15 protein-coding genes are annotated in these 19,309 nt (G+C 26.5%); 11 read left to right on the top strand and 4 right to left on the bottom strand.

The window, feature by feature from the left end; translation table 11 throughout:
* Positions 1-46: 46 nt before the first annotated feature.
* The 3 genes from HCG70_RS13890 to HCG70_RS13880 all read left to right on the top strand — a co-directional run bounded on the left by HCG70_RS13890 (position 47) and on the right by HCG70_RS13880 (position 2,854).
* Positions 47-688, top strand: a complete 642-nt coding sequence (locus HCG70_RS13890; protein WP_042395137.1) for a zinc-ribbon domain containing protein — start codon at positions 47-49, stop codon at positions 686-688.
* A 286-nt stretch (positions 689-974) separates the two neighbouring features.
* Positions 975-1,838: a UTP--glucose-1-phosphate uridylyltransferase GalU gene (gene galU, locus HCG70_RS13885; protein WP_042395132.1), complete on the top strand. Its 864-nt coding sequence runs from the start codon at positions 975-977 to the stop codon at positions 1,836-1,838.
* A gap of 179 nt (positions 1,839-2,017) precedes the next feature.
* Positions 2,018-2,854 carry an alpha-1,2-fucosyltransferase gene (locus HCG70_RS13880; RefSeq protein WP_042395129.1) on the top strand — a complete coding sequence of 279 codons (837 nt, stop codon included), beginning with the start codon at positions 2,018-2,020 and terminating at the stop codon, positions 2,852-2,854.
* A gap of 89 nt (positions 2,855-2,943) precedes the next feature.
* Here the strand turns inward: HCG70_RS13880 and HCG70_RS13875 are convergent, their stop codons facing one another.
* A complete protein-coding gene (locus HCG70_RS13875; RefSeq protein WP_221697887.1) occupies positions 2,944-4,824 on the bottom strand; it encodes a glycosyltransferase in 1,881 nt (626 codons plus the stop codon).
* A gap of 222 nt (positions 4,825-5,046) precedes the next feature.
* On the opposite strand from HCG70_RS13875, the gene HCG70_RS13870 reads away from it, so the two are divergent.
* Positions 5,047-6,003 (top strand): glycosyltransferase, encoded by a 957-nt coding sequence (locus HCG70_RS13870; RefSeq protein ID WP_055291980.1) that lies wholly within the window; start codon positions 5,047-5,049, stop codon positions 6,001-6,003.
* A gap of 199 nt (positions 6,004-6,202) precedes the next feature.
* On the opposite strand, the gene HCG70_RS13865 is transcribed toward HCG70_RS13870, so the two are convergent.
* Positions 6,203-7,420 carry a glycosyltransferase family 2 protein gene (locus tag HCG70_RS13865; protein WP_221697886.1) on the bottom strand — a complete coding sequence of 406 codons (1,218 nt, stop codon included), beginning with the start codon at positions 7,418-7,420 and terminating at the stop codon, positions 6,203-6,205.
* 109 nt (positions 7,421-7,529) lie between these two features.
* Between HCG70_RS13865 and HCG70_RS13860 the strand changes: the two genes are divergently transcribed.
* Positions 7,530-8,810 carry an HAD hydrolase family protein gene (locus tag HCG70_RS13860; protein WP_042395122.1) on the top strand — a complete coding sequence of 427 codons (1,281 nt, stop codon included), beginning with the start codon at positions 7,530-7,532 and terminating at the stop codon, positions 8,808-8,810.
* A 75-nt stretch (positions 8,811-8,885) separates the two neighbouring features.
* On the opposite strand, the gene HCG70_RS13855 is transcribed toward HCG70_RS13860, so the two are convergent.
* Both HCG70_RS13855 and HCG70_RS13850 read right to left on the bottom strand, forming a co-directional pair.
* Entirely contained in the window at positions 8,886-9,317 is a 432-nt protein-coding gene (locus tag HCG70_RS13855) for a hypothetical protein (RefSeq protein WP_042395119.1), read from the bottom strand.
* A 129-nt stretch (positions 9,318-9,446) separates the two neighbouring features.
* Positions 9,447-10,673, bottom strand: coding sequence for a helix-turn-helix transcriptional regulator (locus HCG70_RS13850; protein ID WP_042395116.1), 1,227 nt, complete (start codon positions 10,671-10,673; stop codon positions 9,447-9,449).
* A 596-nt stretch (positions 10,674-11,269) separates the two neighbouring features.
* On the opposite strand from HCG70_RS13850, the gene HCG70_RS13845 reads away from it, so the two are divergent.
* The 6 genes from HCG70_RS13845 (at position 11,270) to HCG70_RS13820 (ending at position 19,203) form a co-directional block, all read left to right on the top strand.
* The gene (locus HCG70_RS13845) at positions 11,270-12,589 is read left to right on the top strand and encodes an extracellular solute-binding protein (RefSeq protein ID WP_221697885.1); all 1,320 of its coding nucleotides are present in this window, start codon (positions 11,270-11,272) and stop codon (positions 12,587-12,589) included.
* A gap of 208 nt (positions 12,590-12,797) precedes the next feature.
* Positions 12,798-13,259, top strand: coding sequence for a hypothetical protein (locus HCG70_RS13840; RefSeq protein ID WP_042395110.1), 462 nt, complete (start codon positions 12,798-12,800; stop codon positions 13,257-13,259).
* Positions 13,260-13,299: 40 nt separating this feature from the next.
* Complete coding sequence (locus HCG70_RS13835) at positions 13,300-15,387, top strand: ABC transporter permease subunit (RefSeq protein WP_042395107.1); 2,088 nt, start codon at positions 13,300-13,302, stop codon at positions 15,385-15,387.
* A 2-nt stretch (positions 15,388-15,389) separates the two neighbouring features.
* Complete coding sequence (locus HCG70_RS13830) at positions 15,390-16,289, top strand: sugar ABC transporter permease (RefSeq protein WP_242858811.1); 900 nt, start codon at positions 15,390-15,392, stop codon at positions 16,287-16,289.
* 17 nt (positions 16,290-16,306) lie between these two features.
* On the top strand, positions 16,307-17,389 hold the full coding sequence (locus HCG70_RS13825; RefSeq protein WP_042395104.1) for an ABC transporter ATP-binding protein: 1,083 nt from the start codon (positions 16,307-16,309) through the stop codon (positions 17,387-17,389).
* Between the two features lie 182 nt (positions 17,390-17,571).
* Positions 17,572-19,203 carry a Na/Pi cotransporter family protein gene (locus HCG70_RS13820; RefSeq protein WP_154820567.1) on the top strand — a complete coding sequence of 544 codons (1,632 nt, stop codon included), beginning with the start codon at positions 17,572-17,574 and terminating at the stop codon, positions 19,201-19,203.
* Positions 19,204-19,309: the final 106 nt, after the last annotated feature.

Here is a 19,309-nt window from a genome sequence, read left to right as displayed (position 1 = left end):
CTATATTGTAGGAATAAGAAAGTAAAATGTTAAATGGAGGTACAGTGTGATAAAGAGAACATGTAAGCAGTGTGGAAAAGATTTTACTCTTACTGATTCAGAAGTTAATTTTTATAAAAGTAAGGATTTAGATATTCCAAAAAGATGTAGTGAGTGTAGAAAGAAGAATAAAGATAATAACAATAATGTAAATAAGGATAATATAAATAATTTTGATATAAGCAATAAACAAGAAAATAATAACTATAGTAATAATAGAAGTTACAACAACAATAATAATAATAAAAAGAAATATACATTTGGAAGTGTTATAGCTGCAGGATTAGTTGTTATACTTTTACTTGTTGGTAAGGTATTTAATATAACACCTAATTGGGGAGAAATATTTAATACAGCTCAAAGTGAGCAAAGTAGTAACGTATCCCTTGAATTTAGAAATGAAGCTTTATGGGAAGATCACTTTTTAAAGCATAGAAGTGAGTTTGGATATTCTACTAAAGAAGAGTATTTAAAAGGGGCAAATGAAGTTATTAATTCTGCAACATCTTTACATAAGTTTGAGGCTGAAGATAATGATGAAATTTACTATGATGAAAGTAAGAATGAAATTGTTTTTGTATCATCTGATGGATATATAAGAACTTATTTTAGACCTAGTGAAGGAATTAATTATTATAATAGACAATAGAAGAAATAAGTAAATTTATATATCTTGAGAGGTATAAATTATTTTATTTAAATTAATATTTTGGCAATTAAAAATAATAGAATATTGAAATTGAGGAGTTATATCATGAATTTGGTATAGCTCCTTAATTTTTATTTTTAGTTAATTAAATTGCTATAAGAAAAAGTAAACAGAAATAATTTCTTTTCATAGAATAGAAAGGAGAAGTTTAAGTTAATATTTATAAATTTAAATATATGAAAAATTAGGATAATAAAATATTTTATTAGATGGGGGAATTGAGAATATGAAAGTTAGAAAAGCTGTAATACCAGCTGCTGGTCTTGGTACTAGATTTCTACCAGCAACTAAGGCACAACCTAAAGAAATGTTGCCAATAGTTGATAAGCCAACGATTCAATATATTATAGAAGAAGCAGTTGATTCTGGAATAGAAGAAATATTAATAATAACAGGAAGAAATAAAGAATATATAGAAAATCATTTTGATAAATCTATAGAATTAGAAATGCAGCTTGAGAGGTCAGGAAAACTTAAAGAGTTAGATATAGTAAGAAAGATATCTAGTATGGCAGATATACATTATATAAGACAAAAAGAGCCAAAAGGATTGGGTGATGCAGTTTCTTGTGCAAAATCCTTTGTTGGTAATGAACCTTTTGCAGTAATGCTTGGTGATGATGTTATAGATAGTGAAGTTCCATGCTTGAAACAATTGATGAATTGTTTTAATGAGTATAAAACATCCATATTAGGAGTTCAAAAGGTAAATGAAAATGACGTGATGAAGTATGGAATAATAAAGGGATTATATATAAAGGAAAACGTATATAAAGTTAAAGTGCTTATTGAAAAGCCTACTATAGATGAAGCTCTTAGTAATATTGCGATTTTAGGAAGGTATATAATAACACCTCAAATATTTGAAGTTTTAAATAATGTTAAGCCAGGAAAAAATGGAGAGATACAATTAACAGATGCATTACAACAATTAATATCTATTGAAGCAATGTATGCATGTGAGTTTGTTGGTAATAGATATGATGTAGGAGACAATTTAGGGCTTTTACAAGCTAATATTGAATTTGCTTTAAAGAGAGGAGATCTTAGAGAAAAACTTGTGAAATATATTAAGATGTGTAAGTTATAAAAAATAATTTAGATTTTAGATTAGAGTAGGAAAAGTTCTGTATCGAAATTTATTATTCTCATTTAAATCTAAAAAAATAAAATATAAATTACTATGAGAGGACTTTATATTTTTTCTCTAAAAAGCATAACTAAAAGGATAATTAATTAGATATTAAAAATAGTGTTAGGAGAAATAAAATGATAATTGTTAGGGTAATGGGTGGAACGGGGAATCAAATGTTTCAATATGCATTAGCTAGAAAGCTTAAAGAAATGAATAAGTATGTAGTTTTAGATATAAGTGCATATAAAACATGGGAATTTAGATATGATTTTTGTTTAAATAGAATTTTTGATATTAATAAAGATATTTATATTACAGAAGATCCAAATGAATTTATTATAAAGAATTGTAGAAATATAAAAATTATTGATTGTGAAAATCAACCTTATTATAATGCTGATATATTAAATTATGATAATGTTTATTTAAATGGATATTGGATGAGTGAGAAATATTTTAAAGATATAGAAAAAATACTAAGAAAAGAGTTTATATTTAAAAATACATTAGATAAAGAAAAAAGTGAATTAGTTAATGAGTTAAAAAACACAAATTCAGTTGGAATACATGTAAGGAGAGGTGATTATCTTCAAGGTAATGCTGCAAATATATTTACAGGAATAACTACAAAAAAATATTATGATAATTCATTGAAGTATATTAAAGAAAAGGTAAGTAATCCTCAATTTTATGTTTTTACTGATGATAGAGAATGGGCTAAAGAAACATTTAAAAATACAAGTGTAAAAGTTATTGATGTAGCTATAGATAAGACTAATTATACTAATATACAGATTATGAGTAGTTGTAAGCATAACATATTAGCAAATAGCACAGCAAGTTGGTGGGCAGCATGGTTAAATAATAATAAAAATAAAATTATTATAACTCCTGATATATGGCTTAATCAAAAAGAAGCTAATATGGATGATATAGTTCCTCATGATTGGATTAGAATAAGTCATATTTAGTAAATACTAATCAAAATAAAAAGCTATAGAGTAAAAAAAATTAGTTAAAATACTCTATAGTTTTTCTATTTAATACATATATTAAAAGTTTAATCGTTTAATAGAAACATATATGGATCCATTTCTTTTGATAAAGTTAAATTCATATCATCTTGCAATATAGTATTAGTTGTATTACTATTGCCTTCCGGATTAGTTGAATTTCCAACATATCTATACCTAACTAAAATAGAATCTATAAATCCTATTCTACAGCCATTTCTAGTAAGCTGTAAAAATCTAGGTAAATCTTCGAGTAAAACATAACTTTCATCATATAATCCATAAGTATCTATGGTTGAACGTTTATAGGAAAGACCTGGAGCAGGGAAGAAAGAGCCTCTAAATCTAAGAATTGATTTAAAACAATCAATTGCCAATCCATTAATAAAAGAAGTATGCAGTGGATTTGGACTAGTCCAATAGAACTTATTAGGATCCTCATCTTTAAAACAAGCTATTCTACCAACAGCTACCCCATATTCAGGGTTATTTTCATGGAATTTTACAATATCACTTATGGTATTTTCTGAATAAAATAAATCATCATCAGATAAATATACTAGATAATCTCCATGACTCAATTTAATTGCATTATTTATATTTTTTACTGTTTTTAAATTTTTTTCGTTATAATGAATTACATAGTTAGATATATTACCGGTATTATTTTGATTAATATAATTTTCTAAATCAGTTTTAGAAAAATTATCTGAATGATCATCAGATATTATTATTTCAATATTAGGGTAAGATTGATTTAAAATAGAATCTAAGCATTGTTTTATATATTGAAGTCTATTATAGGAAAGCAGTAATATACTTACTAATTTTACATCTGTTTTTTTTGTAGTATTGGCATTGAGTTTTGATTTTATAAGAGAATCTAATTTTTTGCATTGTTTAATCCAGTTAAAATGAATATTACTATATTCCTGTATTCCGTGGCAAACACTTTTTAGTCTATTTTCATCATTACAAACTTTAACTAATACATTTGATAAATTTTCAATATTATCAATTTGAAAATTACTTCCGAATAGGCCAAAGTTTGTTATATCATTAAAGCAATGAACATTACTAGAAACTATATAACAGCCGTTAGAGGCAGCCTCAGGAAAAACATTTGGAAATCCTTCAAATCGTGATGGTAAACAAAAGACTTTAGCATTTTCATATAGTTTTTTTAATTCATATTTATCAGAGATAGGGCCAACAAATTCTATTCGATCTCGCGCTTGGGGGCATGTTGCTAATAAATTTTCAGTATAATTTATTAACCAATCTTCACAAGGTCCTACTAATTGTAATTTCCAATCTGGAATTTTATCAGTTATAGAAATAAAGGCTTGTATCAATATTTCAGTAGCTTTAGAATAGTCACCTAATCTTCCAACAGTGAGTATAGTATTTTTTTTATCTTCATATTTCACTATATTATTATTTCCAGTAAAATCATAATAACCTTGAGTTAAATAGCTAGCCTTATAGGGCCAAGTACTATTTATAATATTTAATAAATGATAGGATTCTACAGTAAAAATATCAATTAATGATAAATTGTTTTTCAAATTTTCATCAACATTAATTGTAGATAACCAATATGGATTGAAATCCGTTTTTAAATATACCAATCCATTAGGATTTAGTTTTTTATACTTCTTTATTATTGAAATATTAAAATTATAATATCCCACAAGCATTAATACATCAGTATTTATTAAATAATCATTAACTTCTTCATCGCTAGAAACTATTTCAATTGGTAGATTGTCTAGATATTTTTTAGCATCAGAAAAATCATTTTTTTCAAAGGTAATAATTTTAGAATTATATTTGAAATATTTTCTTAAAATAAAAGGAATAAGACAAATGTCTTTAGTTAAAGCAGAACTATCTAAATTAGGCCAATAGAATGTAAAATTTAACATAGTTAACCTCCTGAAATTTGGTAATTAAATATAGAAAAAATATTATATTAATCATATTATTTTAAATTAATAAATTAGAGATATAATAAGTTTTTTTATATATAGCTTTTTATAATATATTCAAAAATCTAATTAATGGTTAAAAGTGCGGTGTGTAACATTAGGGTTAATTATTAAATAGTATGGTTATAAAATAATATAGAATAAATATAGGAGATAGCTATGAATCGTATACTTTTTTTATGCCCATGTGATAATACGCCATATGGAGGAATACATGTAATTTATGAAAATGTAGATATATTAAACAAAAATAATTTTAATGCATATGTTTTACATGAAGTCGATAATTTTAGGTGCACATGGTTTGCAAATAATACTAAAATACTTTATTTTAAGGATGTATTAATAAATTTTGAGAATGATATTTTAGTAATACCAGAGATATATGGCCCAAATATATTAAATATAGTTCCAGGAGTTAAAAAGGTGATTTTTAATCAAGGGGCATATCTTACATTTAGTAGATTTGGTGCTAATTATAATGAGAAAAGTCCATATTTAAGTGATGAAATTATTGGTATAATATCAATTTCACAAGATAATAAAGAATACTTAGAATATACATTTAAAGATAGAATAATTAATAGAATTATAAATTGTATAGAGTATTATGGTATTAATCCTAATTATGAATCTAAAAATAAGGTGATTAGCATTATTGAAAAAAATAATATACAAGATTTTATACAAATAATAAATATTTTAAAAATAAGAGATAATTTAAAGGGGTATACCTTTGATATAATTAAAAACGAAACACACCAAAATGTATTACAAAGATTAGAAAAAAGTAAAATTTATATAAGTTTATCTGATGAAGAAGGGTTTGGATTATCAGCAGCAGAAGCAATGGCTATGGGGTGCGTTGTAATTGGTTATCATGGCCAGGGAGCAAAGGAATATTTTAAAGAGGAGTTTTCTTATAGGGTTGAGCAGGGAGACGTTATAGATATATGTAAAAAAGTTGAAGAAGTTATTGAATTAATAGAAAATAGAAATGAAGAATATTTGAGTAAAGTTAAAAAGGCAAGAGAATTTATTTTGGCTAATTATTCAAAAGAACAGCAAGAAAAATCAGTAGTGGAAACTTGGACAGATATTTTAACAAGACTTTAGTAATAGGATATACACTATAGAGTAATGAAGAGAAAGGTTCCTCTATAGTGTATATCAATGTTATTAAATATATTGAAAAGTACCTTAATATTTTTATAAGGATTAATAAATACATTATATTGAAAAATTATATATTTATCTAATTTTTTAAACTAGGAATTTATTATATCCTTAAATTATTTTTTTATTATATTTAAAATTAGCACTTCATATAAAAGTTAACTACACTATCACCATGAGAAAATTTCCTAGTTATTATGAAGTTATTCATGGTCATGTAATCATGGAATAAAGATAAATTCTTTGCATTTTCTGCATTAGGATCAGTATATAAGGTTGAAGAAATAAATAAAGCAAGATTCCTAGAAGCTTTTAAAGCTTTTAAAACTAAATTTTTAGCATTAATATCTGTCAAGAACTTATAACCATTATTTATTAAAATGTAATCAAAACCATCTCCTAAATTATCTTCTAAACTAAAAGTTTTATGAAGTTTTGATGCTATTTTATAGGAACCACTGGAGGAATTTCCAATATAAAAATCAAGATTTTTTCTATAAAACTTAAGCATTAATCCATTAACTCCACAATTTCCATATACATCTAATACTTTTAAGTTTTCTTTTTCAGGAACTAATGATAAGTAAGATAAATTAAAATGTACATCAGTAATATTGATATCCCATTTACTTTCAAATTTCACTTTATTAGTTTCCATTATATTTGCATATGAACTATTTTTATTAAATGAAGCACTTCCATAATGATGAACAAAAGTATCTCGACATAATAAAACTTTATATCCAGAGAGTATTATTCTGAAACAATAATCATCATCTTCAAAGTTTCCGGGAAAATAATCTTCATCAAGCAATCCAACTTTATTTAAAACTGATCTTTTAATAAGCATACAATATCCAACAACCATAACCCTTTCTTCCCAGCGTGTTTTATTACTTATATTAATTTGAGATGCAAAGTTTTGCATTTCATCAAGTGTATTATAGTTAACAGGAATGCTTTGCCAATAGGAAGAAGAGTTAGTAACAGGGCTAACAGCTCCTATATTATCATTACTATATAAGGCAATTTTTAAATTAGTAAGCCAGTTTTTAGTTACTACAATATCATTATTTAAAAGTAAAATATCATTCATAGGATTAGCAAACTTTATTCCATCGTTGCAACCACCAGGAAATCCATTATTAGTAGTATTTAATTGAAGTTTTATATCATATTGAAGCTTTAGCCAATTTGTTGTTTCTTCATTTGAATTATTATCAATAACAATAATTTCATAGTTTTCATTAGAGGTATATTTCCTAATACTTTCAATACATTGTTTAGTATAGTTTAGGTTATTATAGCTTAAAATAATAATGCTTGTACCAGGATAATCATTTATATTATCAATCATAAGTTCTCCTAAAATATTAATAATAAATATGATATGAAAATACTGCTCATTTATTGTCTAAACTAAAAGTAAATGTTATAGTTTAAATAAAAAAAGATGGAGGGAAATAATGAAGACAAAGTTAACAGCACTTCCACCTATAGGAATGCGTATTATTAAATCATCAATTGGAGTACTGTTAGGATTTATTATTTATTTAATTAGGGGAAGACAAGGGGCTCCTTTTTACACCGCGTTATCGGTATTATGGTGTATGCAGCCATATACAAGTAATGCAAAAGCTAATGCTATTCAAAGAACAATAGGAACATTTATAGGCGCGTTTTTTGGACTAATAATGATATTAGTAGAATTTTATTTATTGCCATTAGACAATGAGTTAATAAGATATATTTTAATATCAATACTAATAATACCAGTAATATATACAACGGTTATTATTAATAAAAAAAATGCTTCATATTTTTCATGTGTTGTATATTTGAGCATAGTAGTAAATCATCTTACTGATACTAATCCATATTTATTTGTTATAAACAGAATCTTAGATACAATGATAGGGATAATTTTAGCATTAATAATAAATACAGCAAGAATTCCACGAAAGAAAAATAAAAATGTTTTATTTGTATCTGAGTTAGACAAGGTATTATTAAATATGCAATCAACCTTAACACCATATAGTAAGGTTGAGTTAAATAAAATGCTTGATGATGGAGCAGAGTTTACAATAGTAACAATGAGAACACCAGCAGCCTTATTGGAGGCGTTAAAAGATATAAGAATAAAATTACCAGTTGTAGCTATGGATGGAGCTATGCTATTTGATATAAAGAATAATAGATGTTTGAAACTATATAAAATGAGTTATTTAGAAAGCAAAGAGTTGATTAATTTATTTAATGATGGAGGGTTGCACTGCTTTGTTAACGTAGTAGTAGAGGATTCAGTATTAATATATTATGGAGATTTCAAAAATGAAGCAGAGGAGACTATATATAAAGAATTGAGATATTCGCCATATCGTAATTATATAAAAGAAGAGCTACCAGAAAGGTATGGTGCTGCTTATTTAATGACCATAGATAAAAGTGAAAAGATAGATGAAATACATAAAGAATTAGAATTAAAAGGATATGTAAATAGATTTAAGGTTTTAAAGTATCCATCGGAAGATTTTAAAGGATATTCATATATAAAAATATATAATAAAAAAGCTAATAAAGAAAATATGATAGATGAAATAAGGAAGATGATTAATGTTGATAAAATAATTAGATTTGAAACTACTCAAGAATCAACAGGAGTAATAATAGGTAAAAATGATTCAAATGAGATGGTTAAAAATTTAAAGAAGATATATGAACCTTATTTTTGGGAGAAACAATAAAAAAGTTATTTTTATAAAGGGTGTATAAATTTGATTAAATTAAATCAGAGTTATTTATACATCCTTTTTAACAGTTTATACAAAAGTTTCACCTGATTTATTGGCTTTATCAATTTCAGATAAGGCATGTACTCTAAGCATGTTAATTATAATTGAAAAAAAGTAAGCATAATATAAGTTTTCATGAGGGGTTAAATTAGTATTTTGTGATAATAAATCATTTTGCAGTTTCTTTTCTTCTAATCTGTCAGAAGCAACAATGAAGAGTAGTGCATATCCAACTAGTATTAATTCAGCACCCAGTAAGGTAACAGAGGAAGCTGTTTCCCCAGTATTATTCATATCCAAACTATCTAAAATATCTATGTTAGCTCCATGAATGAATAAAAAATATCCAATTACTAATAATGAAGATCCAAATTTTTCGAGTGTTGCAAATTTAATATCTAATTGTTTAAAATATTCATCTAATTCCTCATTTCTATTTTCATTTTTTTTATCTTTCAATTTAATATCCTCCATAGGGCAGTTTTTATGAAGATATCATATTATATCAATATATGATTTATAAAGTTGTTTTGTACAATACAACTTTATAAAAAAGAAAAAGGAGGTTTGTCCTCCTTTTTCACATTATTACAAGAATAAAGCATCTTTGTAACGTCTATTAATAATATAATAGTTTTTTAGTAACTCGTTAAATACCTTTTTCAACTCAACTAGTTTTGTTATATTAGTATTTATCTCACTTAATAAATTTCCCCACAATGGATTTTTATTGTAATTATTATCTTCAATAAATAATTTAAATAAATCATAAATTAATTTAGAATTGTGCTCACCAATATGTTGAATAGTTTTTGGATTATTTAAATTAAGTATAGCTTTATTTAATAATTCTTTATTTTCTAATGAAAAATAAATTAAAGACTCAATGACGCTATCAGGAATTATCAATCTATGATCAATTAAGCCTTTATTGTAAGATAAATATTCAAGAGCTTTATTGAAGTCATTTAAGCGATAATAAGCCCAAGCAAGAATTGAGTTAAGATGTTCAAGAAAGTAAATGTTTTTAAATTTTTTAGCCATATTTAAAGAAATTTCTAGATAGTTAATAGCATCACTATAATTATCTAGCATAAAATAAACCTCTGCAATCTTTTCATATGATGACATAATGCTTATAATATTACCTTCCGCAACATATAAATCTAAAGCTTTATTGATTGAGTCGTAAGCCTTAATAGGATTATTTTCAATTCTATATGCATATGATAACCAAAAATAACAATGGCCAGTTTCTTTAAGCGATAAAGCTTCTTGAATAAGTTGTTTACCGTGGATTTTATTATTAGAAAGTATTAATATATCAATTCCTGCATAGAAATTATATATATACTTTTGTTTGGCAGTTAGCAAATCAAAAGATGATAAAATCATATTTTTAGAATACTCAAACTTATCTCTGTTTGGAGTGGATGAGTACCTAGCTAATTTTGCTAAAAAGTAATCAAGTATCAAAGGCGAAGCTATATATTTATCTTCATCTTTTTCTAGATTATCAAATAATTTGTTAGTATAATCAAATTCATTATAATTTAGGTTAGTAAAAAAATCATTTAAGTATTTTTTTCCTTTTAGTAAAAATTCATCAGAATCATAAAATTTTAAACCGAGCCTATCAAAAATAACTGAAATTACGTCTTCACTTGGTAATAATTCACCATTTTCTATTCGACTTAAATATGAGGGAACACAAATTCCTTTTGATAATTGCTTTTGACTAATGTTTTTATTTATTCGATTTAATTTAATTATAGATCCAATTATTTTTTTACTATTTACATATTTATCAATCATTTATTAATCCTTTCAACCATAGTTAAAATTAATTTTTATAGTAATCAATAATATAATGTATTTTTATTTGAGTTTACTATAGTTTACTATAATTATGGTATTATTTGCAAAGGTATTAATAAATAATTACTACTTTATAATTACTTCTAATAGCTTAGAAATGGCTTAAACAGGTAGAAATAGAGCAATGTGTGAAATTATTGTAAAAAAAAAGGTGCTTAAATATATATAAATAATATGAAATTTAACATAACATATTTTTTTTTAATTGTTGACGATTATTTAGGAATTAGATATAATGTAAACATAAACAAAGAAATAATCTTTAAAAATGAAAAATATTAACAATTCCCGTTGAGGGATTTAATTTTCAATTTCATTGGAAACGATACCTAAAAGATTGTTTTAGATTCTAATAATACTTATATTGATAGTAGCTTATAGGGTAGACAAGCTAATAGATGTATCTTTATATTATTAATGAAAACATTTTCAAAGAGTTGGAATCGTTTCTGAAATTACCTAAGTATAAATATGTATTTAAGTTATATTAACTTTAAATAAATTGATTTTTGGAAAAGTGGAGGAGAATTATTATGAAAAAATTATTAGTAACATTACTTGTTGCAGCTACTTCATTAAATTTTGTAGCTTGTGGATCAAGTAATAGCGGGGATAGCAATAAAGGAGAACAAAATAATACAGCTACATCAAATAGTGATGAAAAAGTTACTTTAAAGGTACAAGCTGAAAAAGACTGGATGCCTTACTATGAAAAAGTTAGAGATACTATAGTAGAAAAGTATCCAAATGCAACAATTGAATTAATTGAAACAGGATCATTTGATCACTTAGATGTATTAGATCAAACAGATGCAACAAACTCTGATGTTGCAGACGTATTTGCTTTACCTGCAGATAGATTATATGGTCTAGCTAAAAACCAAGTTTTAGCTGCAATGCCTGCTGATGAAATGGCAGAAGAAGTTGGTGGATTTGCTGATTTTGATAATGGATTAGGTGGAAACTTCAATATTGATGGTGAATACTTAGCGTTCCCTTATAACATAGAAACATTAATTGGTTATGTTAATGTAGAAAATGCAAAAGCTGCAAACATCGATACAACTCAAAATATAGAATTCACAGAGTTAGAATATAATCAAATTTTAACTACAGTTCACGATGCTTGGTATGGAGTTGCATTTACTAATTCAGCTGATTTTGAATTATTATCAAAAGAATTAACAAGTGATGCAACTAAAGAATGGGCAGATTTAACTGAAGAACAACAAAAATTATTTGAAGGATTATATAACTACTGGAAAGGTCACAAAGAAAATAATACATCTTTATGGGATAAAGATGCAGCTAGTGGATATATAGAAGAACAATTCAAAACTGGTGGAAGCGATGTTATTAAGATCGATGGACCTTGGGCAACATCTTCAGTTAGTGAATTAGTAGGAAGCGCTGAAAATATGGAAATCATTCCATTAAGTCAAATCACATTCAATGGACAATCATTAAAACACTGGAAAGGTGGATGGGGTCTTGGAATAAATGCAAGATGTGAAGATGATGAAGCTAAAATGGAAGTTGCACAAGCATTTATAAAAGAAATAGTTAATCCAGATAACGCTAAAGAATTATTTGATGCTACTGGTAAAGTATTAGAAAATGCTACAATTGCAGATTATGAAGGAATTGATGAATTACAATTAAAAGTTATAGAAGCAACTTATAAGAGTTATGAAGTAGCTGAAAACAGACCTCTATTCAGTGAATATGGACAAGTTTGGGAAACATGGCAAAACTCTTTATTATCATGGTCAGCTAAGAACCCTGCAAATGCAGAAGAAGCATATAAAGAAGTTAAAGCTTCATTTGATGGTATGATGTCTAACTTTAACTAATAAAGCTAAATATAAATTTAATAGTATTTAAGATAACTAATTTAAGTTAGTAGTTCTTAGTTGAAGCTTAAATAGAAACTCCTTCGGGAGTTTCTTAAAGATTAGAAATCACTTATTTTCCCTTTCAATCAATCAGTAGTTAAAGCTTTAAAACAGAAGAAAAATGCTACTAGCTTAAATTTGTTTATTATTTAGTAGGAGGATCCACATGAGAGAAAGTATAGAAATGCCCAAAGGTACATTTTATACAATTGTAGCAATATGTGCAGCAATTATAATGATGACATCTATGGAGATGTTAATTAAAGCTAAAGATACAGATTTATTTAATATGTGGTTATCCACTAGTAATTTAGGAGAAGATGCGCTAAGTCAAACAACAAAAGAATTATTCTCTACATATTTAAATGTATGTATATCAACATTCTTTATTAGAATAATAACACCAATGGCTGTAGCTATTCACAGTTACTTTACTTTTACAAAACTTAGAGTTACTAAGCTATTTGTAGCAATATGGGTTGTAATTATAATAGGTGCATTTGCATTAACATTTTTAGGAGAGCAATTTTATTCAATATTCTTTATCGGAAGTGCAATTGGTTATTTAGCTTTAATTTTTGCAATGATTTACTTAGGGAAGTGTATTAGAAATGTTAGAAGTATTTAATTATGAAGTTATTCAGAAGGTATAAAAGGAGGTAAAAGGGTTGAAAAAATTCAATAAGCATTTATATGATAATATTAATCGAGAGTATGATAGAAAAAATTTATACCTATATGAAGTTTCAGTTTTACAGGAAAAAATTGAGGCTGCAACTGGTAAAGAAAAAGAAAATTTAGAAAAGAAATTAAATGAATTAGTAAAAAATAAAAAAGATCATCCGTATAATAAACAATTGGATGAATATAAGAAAAAGGAAAAAGATTTTTTAGAAGAAGTTAATAAAAAGGTGTCAGATTATAAATCAAAGGTTGATACAACATTACCTTCAAAAGTACAAAAATTAGAATTAAGATTATTTAAGGCTAAAGAGTTTGTTAATTTCTATAAAAAGTATACTAAACTTACTTATGATGCGGAATTAATATATGAGCAATCTAAGATAGAAATTGCTCAAATACCACCAGTAATTGAATTTGCTAGAGAAGCAACAAAAGAGTTGAAAGAAGCTCAAAATAAGTTAACAAAAATAAGTTCAAATGACAATGAAAAATTTGAAGCTGAATTTAAAAAATTCAAAGAAAATGAAAATAAGAAATTACATGATAGAATTAGTGAAGTTAAATCAAAGTGTAAGGAAGGTTTAATTTCTGGACAGGCTAAAGAAAATACAATAAAAGAATTAAAGAGAAAATATAAAGAAGCTCTATTAGTTAAATCATTTGAATCTGAAAAAACATATAATGAGGAAATTATTAAAAATAAAAAGTATGAGCTTTCAAAAACTGTTAAGCAAAAAATAAATACTGTTAACATTAATGTTGCAGATTTAAGAAGAGTTTATCCAGTTGAAACTGAAAAAACATTACCTTGGGTATCTTGGATTACTTTTTTAATTCCTGGGCTTGCTCAAGTAGTGAATAAACAATATGTAAAAGCGATTATAATGTTCTTTGCAACAATATATATATATGCTATAGCTATTCCATATGCTTTGGGATATGGAAACTATAAAGGAGACGGTATTGCAGGTCTTATAACTTTGGCTGCTGATGGAGGTAGACTTGATAGATCAATCATTTTCATGATTGAAGGTATACTTGCAATATTCTTAGTATTAATTGGTATTTTCTTAATGTATATATGTTTTAAGGATGCCAATACAGTTGAAAAAGATACAATTAAAGGAACAAGATTTAGAAGCTGGATTGAAACTAAACAAACTTTATTTGAAGATGGATTCCCATATTTAGTTTTATCACCAGCAGCTATAATTACTATATTTATAGTATGTATTCCAGTTGTTACTACAATTCTTTTATCATTCACAGGAATGGGACCAGATACCCAAGCTAAGTTTGGATGGGAAGCATTAGAGAACTATAAAATGATTTTCTTAGGTCAAGGTATGGTTGGTGCTATATTCTGGAGAATATTAGGATGGACAGTAATTTGGACTATTGGAGCTACAACTTTAGCAATTGCTTTAGGATTTATTTTAGCAATAGTTCTTAATAATGACAGAATTAAAGGAAAAGTATTATTTAGATCAATATATCTTTTACCATGGGCAGTACCTGCATTTATTTCTATACTATTCTTTAGTATTTTATTTGCTGATGGTGGAACTGTAGTTAACTCATTGAGAAATGTTTTTGGACCAAACTTCTCAATAAAGAATGATACATTCACTATAAGACTTACATTAATTTGTATTCAAGCTTGGCTTGGTAGTGCATATATTTTCTTATTATCTACAGGGGTTTTACAATCTATAAATGCTGAGTTATATGAAGCTGCTGATATTGATGGAGCAACAAGCTTTAAAAAATTAACTAAAATAACTGTACCGCTAGTTTTATTCCAAACAGCGCCACTTTTAGTTGGACAATATACATTTAACTTTAATAACTTCAGTATTATAGCTTTATTTAATAATGGAGGACCATTTGATCCAAGTAAATATGGAAACTTAGCAGGTTCATCAGACCTTTTAATATCTTATATATACAAGTTAACAATGAATAGCCAATATCAAGCTGTTGGAGCAACAATTACTGTTATTATTTCAATAGCATTAATAATAATTGCATATATAGGATATAAAAACACAGACGCATTTAAGAGGGGGTAGGGATGATGAGTATATTTAAAAAGAAAAAAAATGATTTATATCTTTCTGATAAGCAACCTCTTACTGTTGGAGGAAAAATTGCACTTGGTGTATCATATGCATTTTTAATATTGTGGGCAATAATGGTAATAGTACCAATAGCACAAATTGTAATATCATCATTCAATGGAGCACAAGTAAATAGACTTATAATTGGTGGAGAATTTAGTTTCTCATTAAAGCACTTTAAAACATTATTTGAAGATACACTTTATTTAAAATGGATGGCTAATACCTTATTTGTAAGTATTACTACAGCAATATTAGTAATATTAATAGTATCATTTACTGGATATGCTTATTCAAGATACAGATTTAAAGGTAAAAAAGCATCTCTTATGACAGTTATGCTTATTCAAACAATACCAACATTTGCAGGAATTACAGCTTATTTTACAATGTATTCTATTGCATCAGATATAATGCCAGGTCTTACAAGACAAATGATGCTTATATTAATATATGCTGGTGGAGGTATAGCTGGTAATACTATAATTCTAAAGGGATATTTAGATTCAATATCTACAGAACTAGATGATGCAGCTAAGATAGATGGATGTTCTAGTATGAAAATATACAGACTTATTATAATGCCAATTGCAAGACCAATGCTTGCAATAATAGGTTTATGGTCATTCATAGGACCATTTGGTGATTACTTATTACCAAAAGTATTATTAAATTCATCATCTGATTATACGTTAGCAGCAGGTTTACAAACACTTATAACAGATGAACGTACTATAAACCAACCAGCGTTCACAGCCGGAGCACTTTTAACTGCAATACCGATAGTAATATTATTCGTTGTACTACAAAAACAATTAGTATCAGGTCTTTCAAATGGGGCTACAAAAGGATAGGATAGGAGATAGTAGATATGAAGGTAACATTAAATAATATTGGAAAGAAATATGAAAGTAGAGAAGATTTTACTTTAAGACATATAAATTTAGAAATAGAAGATAAGGATTTCTGTGTAATTTTAGGACCATCAGGATGTGGTAAAACCACATTATTACGTATGATTGCAGGTCTTAACTCTATAACAGAAGGAGACTTAATATTTGGTGAGAAGAGAGTTAACAAACTTGCATCAAAAGATAGAGATATAGCTATGGTTTTCCAAAGCTATGCTCTATACCCACATATGACTGTATATGATAATATGGCATTTTCATTATCAATGAGAAAAGAAAGAAAGAACATTATTAATGAGCGTGTTAATGAAGCTGCAAAATTACTTCAAATTGAAAAGTATTTATATTCTAAGCCATCAGATATATCTGGAGGACAAAGACAAAGAGTTGCATTAGGAAGAGCAATTGTAAGAAAACCAAGTGTTTTCTTAATGGATGAACCTCTTTCTAACTTAGATGCTAAGTTAAGAGAGCATATGAGAGTTGAATTAGTTAGAATTCACAAAGCGCTTGGAACAACATCTATTTATGTAACACATGACCAAGTAGAAGCTATGACTATGGCTACAAAGATCGTTCTTATGAATGATGGAAAGATTCAACAAGTTGGTAAACCATATGAATTCTATGAAAAGCCACAAAATATGTTTGTTGCTAGATTCATTGGATCACCTACAATTAATATGATAAAAGGTAAAATGGAAGGAAAGAAATTTGTTTCTGAAGATGGATTAATATCTATCAATCCTTCTGAATCTGATTTAAAAGCTTTATCAAATTATGAAGGCAAGGATGTATACTTAGGAATTCGTTCTGAAAGATTTGTTGGAGATGCTGATAAAGATACATTTGAGTGTACAGTAGATGTTATTGAAGTTTTAGGTAAAGAAAAAACTCTTTATGTTAAATTAAATAGCGGTAAGGATCTTGTAATAACAGTACCTGGATATCATCAATATGAAACTGGAGAAAAGCATAAATTTGGATTTGATTTAAGCGCATTACATTTCTTCGATGCTGAAACTCAATTAAGAATTAACTAATAATAAATAGTAAAACTATAATAAAACCATAATATTCTAAAGTTGGAACTAAACCCGATAGTTCCAACTTTTTTTATTAATTTATTTTTTTATAGAAAACATAGAGTACTTATTTAAATATAAAAAGAATATAGTTTATAAATGAAATATGTATAAATATAACTGAGGGGATTATAAAGTATATGAGTAGTTTTGAGATTGTTACAGGGATTTTTGGTGGGTTGGGTTTATTTTTATATGGTATGAAATTAATGAGTGATGGACTTGAAAACGTTGCTGGGGAAAAGTTAAAAGGTATATTGGAGAAAATAACTAGCAATAAAGTAATAGGAGTACTTGTTGGAACAATTGTAACGGCTATTATCCAGAGTTCTAGTGCTACTACAGTAATGGTAGTTAGCTTTGTTAATGCTGGATTAATGACATTAATACAAGCTACAGGAGTTATATTAGGTTCTAATATAGGTACAACAATTACTGCTCAAATGGTTAGTTTTAATTTAGAGGTTATAGCACCAATATTTATAGGAGTAGGTGCTATAGTTATGATGTCTGCAAAGAAAAAAAGAATAAAAGATTTAGCTTATATTGCTTTAGGATTTGGAATATTATTTATGGGAATGGGATTAATGTCGTCTTCCCTTAAACCAATATCAAATTTACAGATATTTAATGATTTTATTTCGGTAATAGGAAAAAATCATTTTTTAGGTGTATTAGTTGGATTAACTATGACTGCAATATTACAAAGTTCATCTGCAACTACAGGTATTTTAGTAGCTTTAGCAAACTCAGGTAACATAGATATGAATGTAGCATTCCCAATAATATTAGGCTGTAATATAGGAACTTGTGTTACTGCAATATTAGCGGGTTTAACAGCAAATAGAACAGCAAAGAAAGCAGCTTTATTACATCTATTATTTAATATATTTGGAACTGTTTTATTTTTACCATTTTCAGATAAGGTAGTTACATTTGTAAATTATTTAACTCCAGATAATGTAGCGAGACAAGTTGCAAATGCTCATACTATATTTAATGTTGTAATAACAATTTTTATATTACCAATATCAAAATATTTTGTAATGTTAGTTAATCATATATTACCAGATGATGAAGGTAAAGAAAGCTGTGGTGCAATTTATTTAGATAAAAAACTTTTAGAAACCCCAATAGTAGCTAGTGGACAAGTTATTAAAGAAACAATAAGAATGGCTAATAAGGCAAAAAATAATTTGGAATTGGCTATGGAGGTATTCTTAAATTGGAATGAAGAAAAAATGAAAAAAGTATATGCAAATGAAAGTATTATTAATACATTAGAAAGAGATATTACTGAATATTTAATAGAATTATCTCAACATAATTTACCAGAAGAAAATGCAAAATTAGTAAGTCAGGCATATCATACAATTAATGATATTGAGAGGATAGGAGATCATGCAGAAAATATAGTTGAGCTTGCTATTCAAAAATATGAAAATAACATTACTTTATCTTATGATGGTTATAAGGAAGTAAGACAACTATTTGAGGTTACTTTAAGGTCTATAACTATTGCAATTGAAAGTTTTAAATCTAATGAAATAAGCGATGATGAAGTTGAAAAGGTTGAAGAAGAAATAGATAGTTTAGAAAAGCAATTTAGAGAAAATAATATAAATAGATTAAGTGCTAAAACATGTCTAGCAGATGCAGGAATAATGTTTTTTGATCTTTTATCAAATTTAGAAAGAATAGGTGATCATGCTAATAATATTGCTACAGTAAAAGAAAAACCAAATCATAAAATTCATGCAGAATTATGTTAGTAAAAAGTATTAATTATAAAAGGCTATACGAGGATGTAGTAAGATTTGTGGAAAAACAAATCTACTACATCCTTTTTTGTATTTTAAAGTGGTAGATTTGGAATAA

This window comes from Clostridium sp. K04 (assembly GCF_019734375.1).
Lineage (GTDB): Bacteria > Bacillota > Clostridia > Clostridiales > Clostridiaceae > Clostridium > Clostridium saudiense.
Note: the sequence above shows the minus strand (reverse complement) of the source record. Positions and strands in the feature narration are given on the sequence as shown.

Bases quoted from the DNA above. Each gene is read 5' to 3' on its own strand.
- HCG70_RS13865 (WP_221697886.1), bottom strand. From the start codon at position 7,420: ATGATTGATAATATAAATGATTATCCTGGTACAAGCATTATTATTTTA.
- galU (WP_042395132.1), top strand. From the start codon at position 975: ATGAAAGTTAGAAAAGCTGTAATACCAGCTGCTGGTCTTGGTACTAGA.
- HCG70_RS13875 (WP_221697887.1), bottom strand. From the start codon at position 4,824: ATGTTAAATTTTACATTCTATTGGCCTAATTTAGATAGTTCTGCTTTA.
- HCG70_RS13860 (WP_042395122.1), top strand. From the start codon at position 7,530: ATGAAGACAAAGTTAACAGCACTTCCACCTATAGGAATGCGTATTATT.
- HCG70_RS13830 (WP_242858811.1), top strand. From the start codon at position 15,390: ATGATGAGTATATTTAAAAAGAAAAAAAATGATTTATATCTTTCTGAT.
- HCG70_RS13880 (WP_042395129.1), top strand. From the start codon at position 2,018: ATGATAATTGTTAGGGTAATGGGTGGAACGGGGAATCAAATGTTTCAA.
- HCG70_RS13870 (WP_055291980.1), top strand. From the start codon at position 5,047: ATGAATCGTATACTTTTTTTATGCCCATGTGATAATACGCCATATGGA.
- HCG70_RS13845 (WP_221697885.1), top strand. From the start codon at position 11,270: ATGAAAAAATTATTAGTAACATTACTTGTTGCAGCTACTTCATTAAAT.
- HCG70_RS13850 (WP_042395116.1), bottom strand. From the start codon at position 10,673: ATGATTGATAAATATGTAAATAGTAAAAAAATAATTGGATCTATAATT.
- HCG70_RS13825 (WP_042395104.1), top strand. From the start codon at position 16,307: ATGAAGGTAACATTAAATAATATTGGAAAGAAATATGAAAGTAGAGAA.
- HCG70_RS13820 (WP_154820567.1), top strand. From the start codon at position 17,572: ATGAGTAGTTTTGAGATTGTTACAGGGATTTTTGGTGGGTTGGGTTTA.
- HCG70_RS13840 (WP_042395110.1), top strand. From the start codon at position 12,798: ATGAGAGAAAGTATAGAAATGCCCAAAGGTACATTTTATACAATTGTA.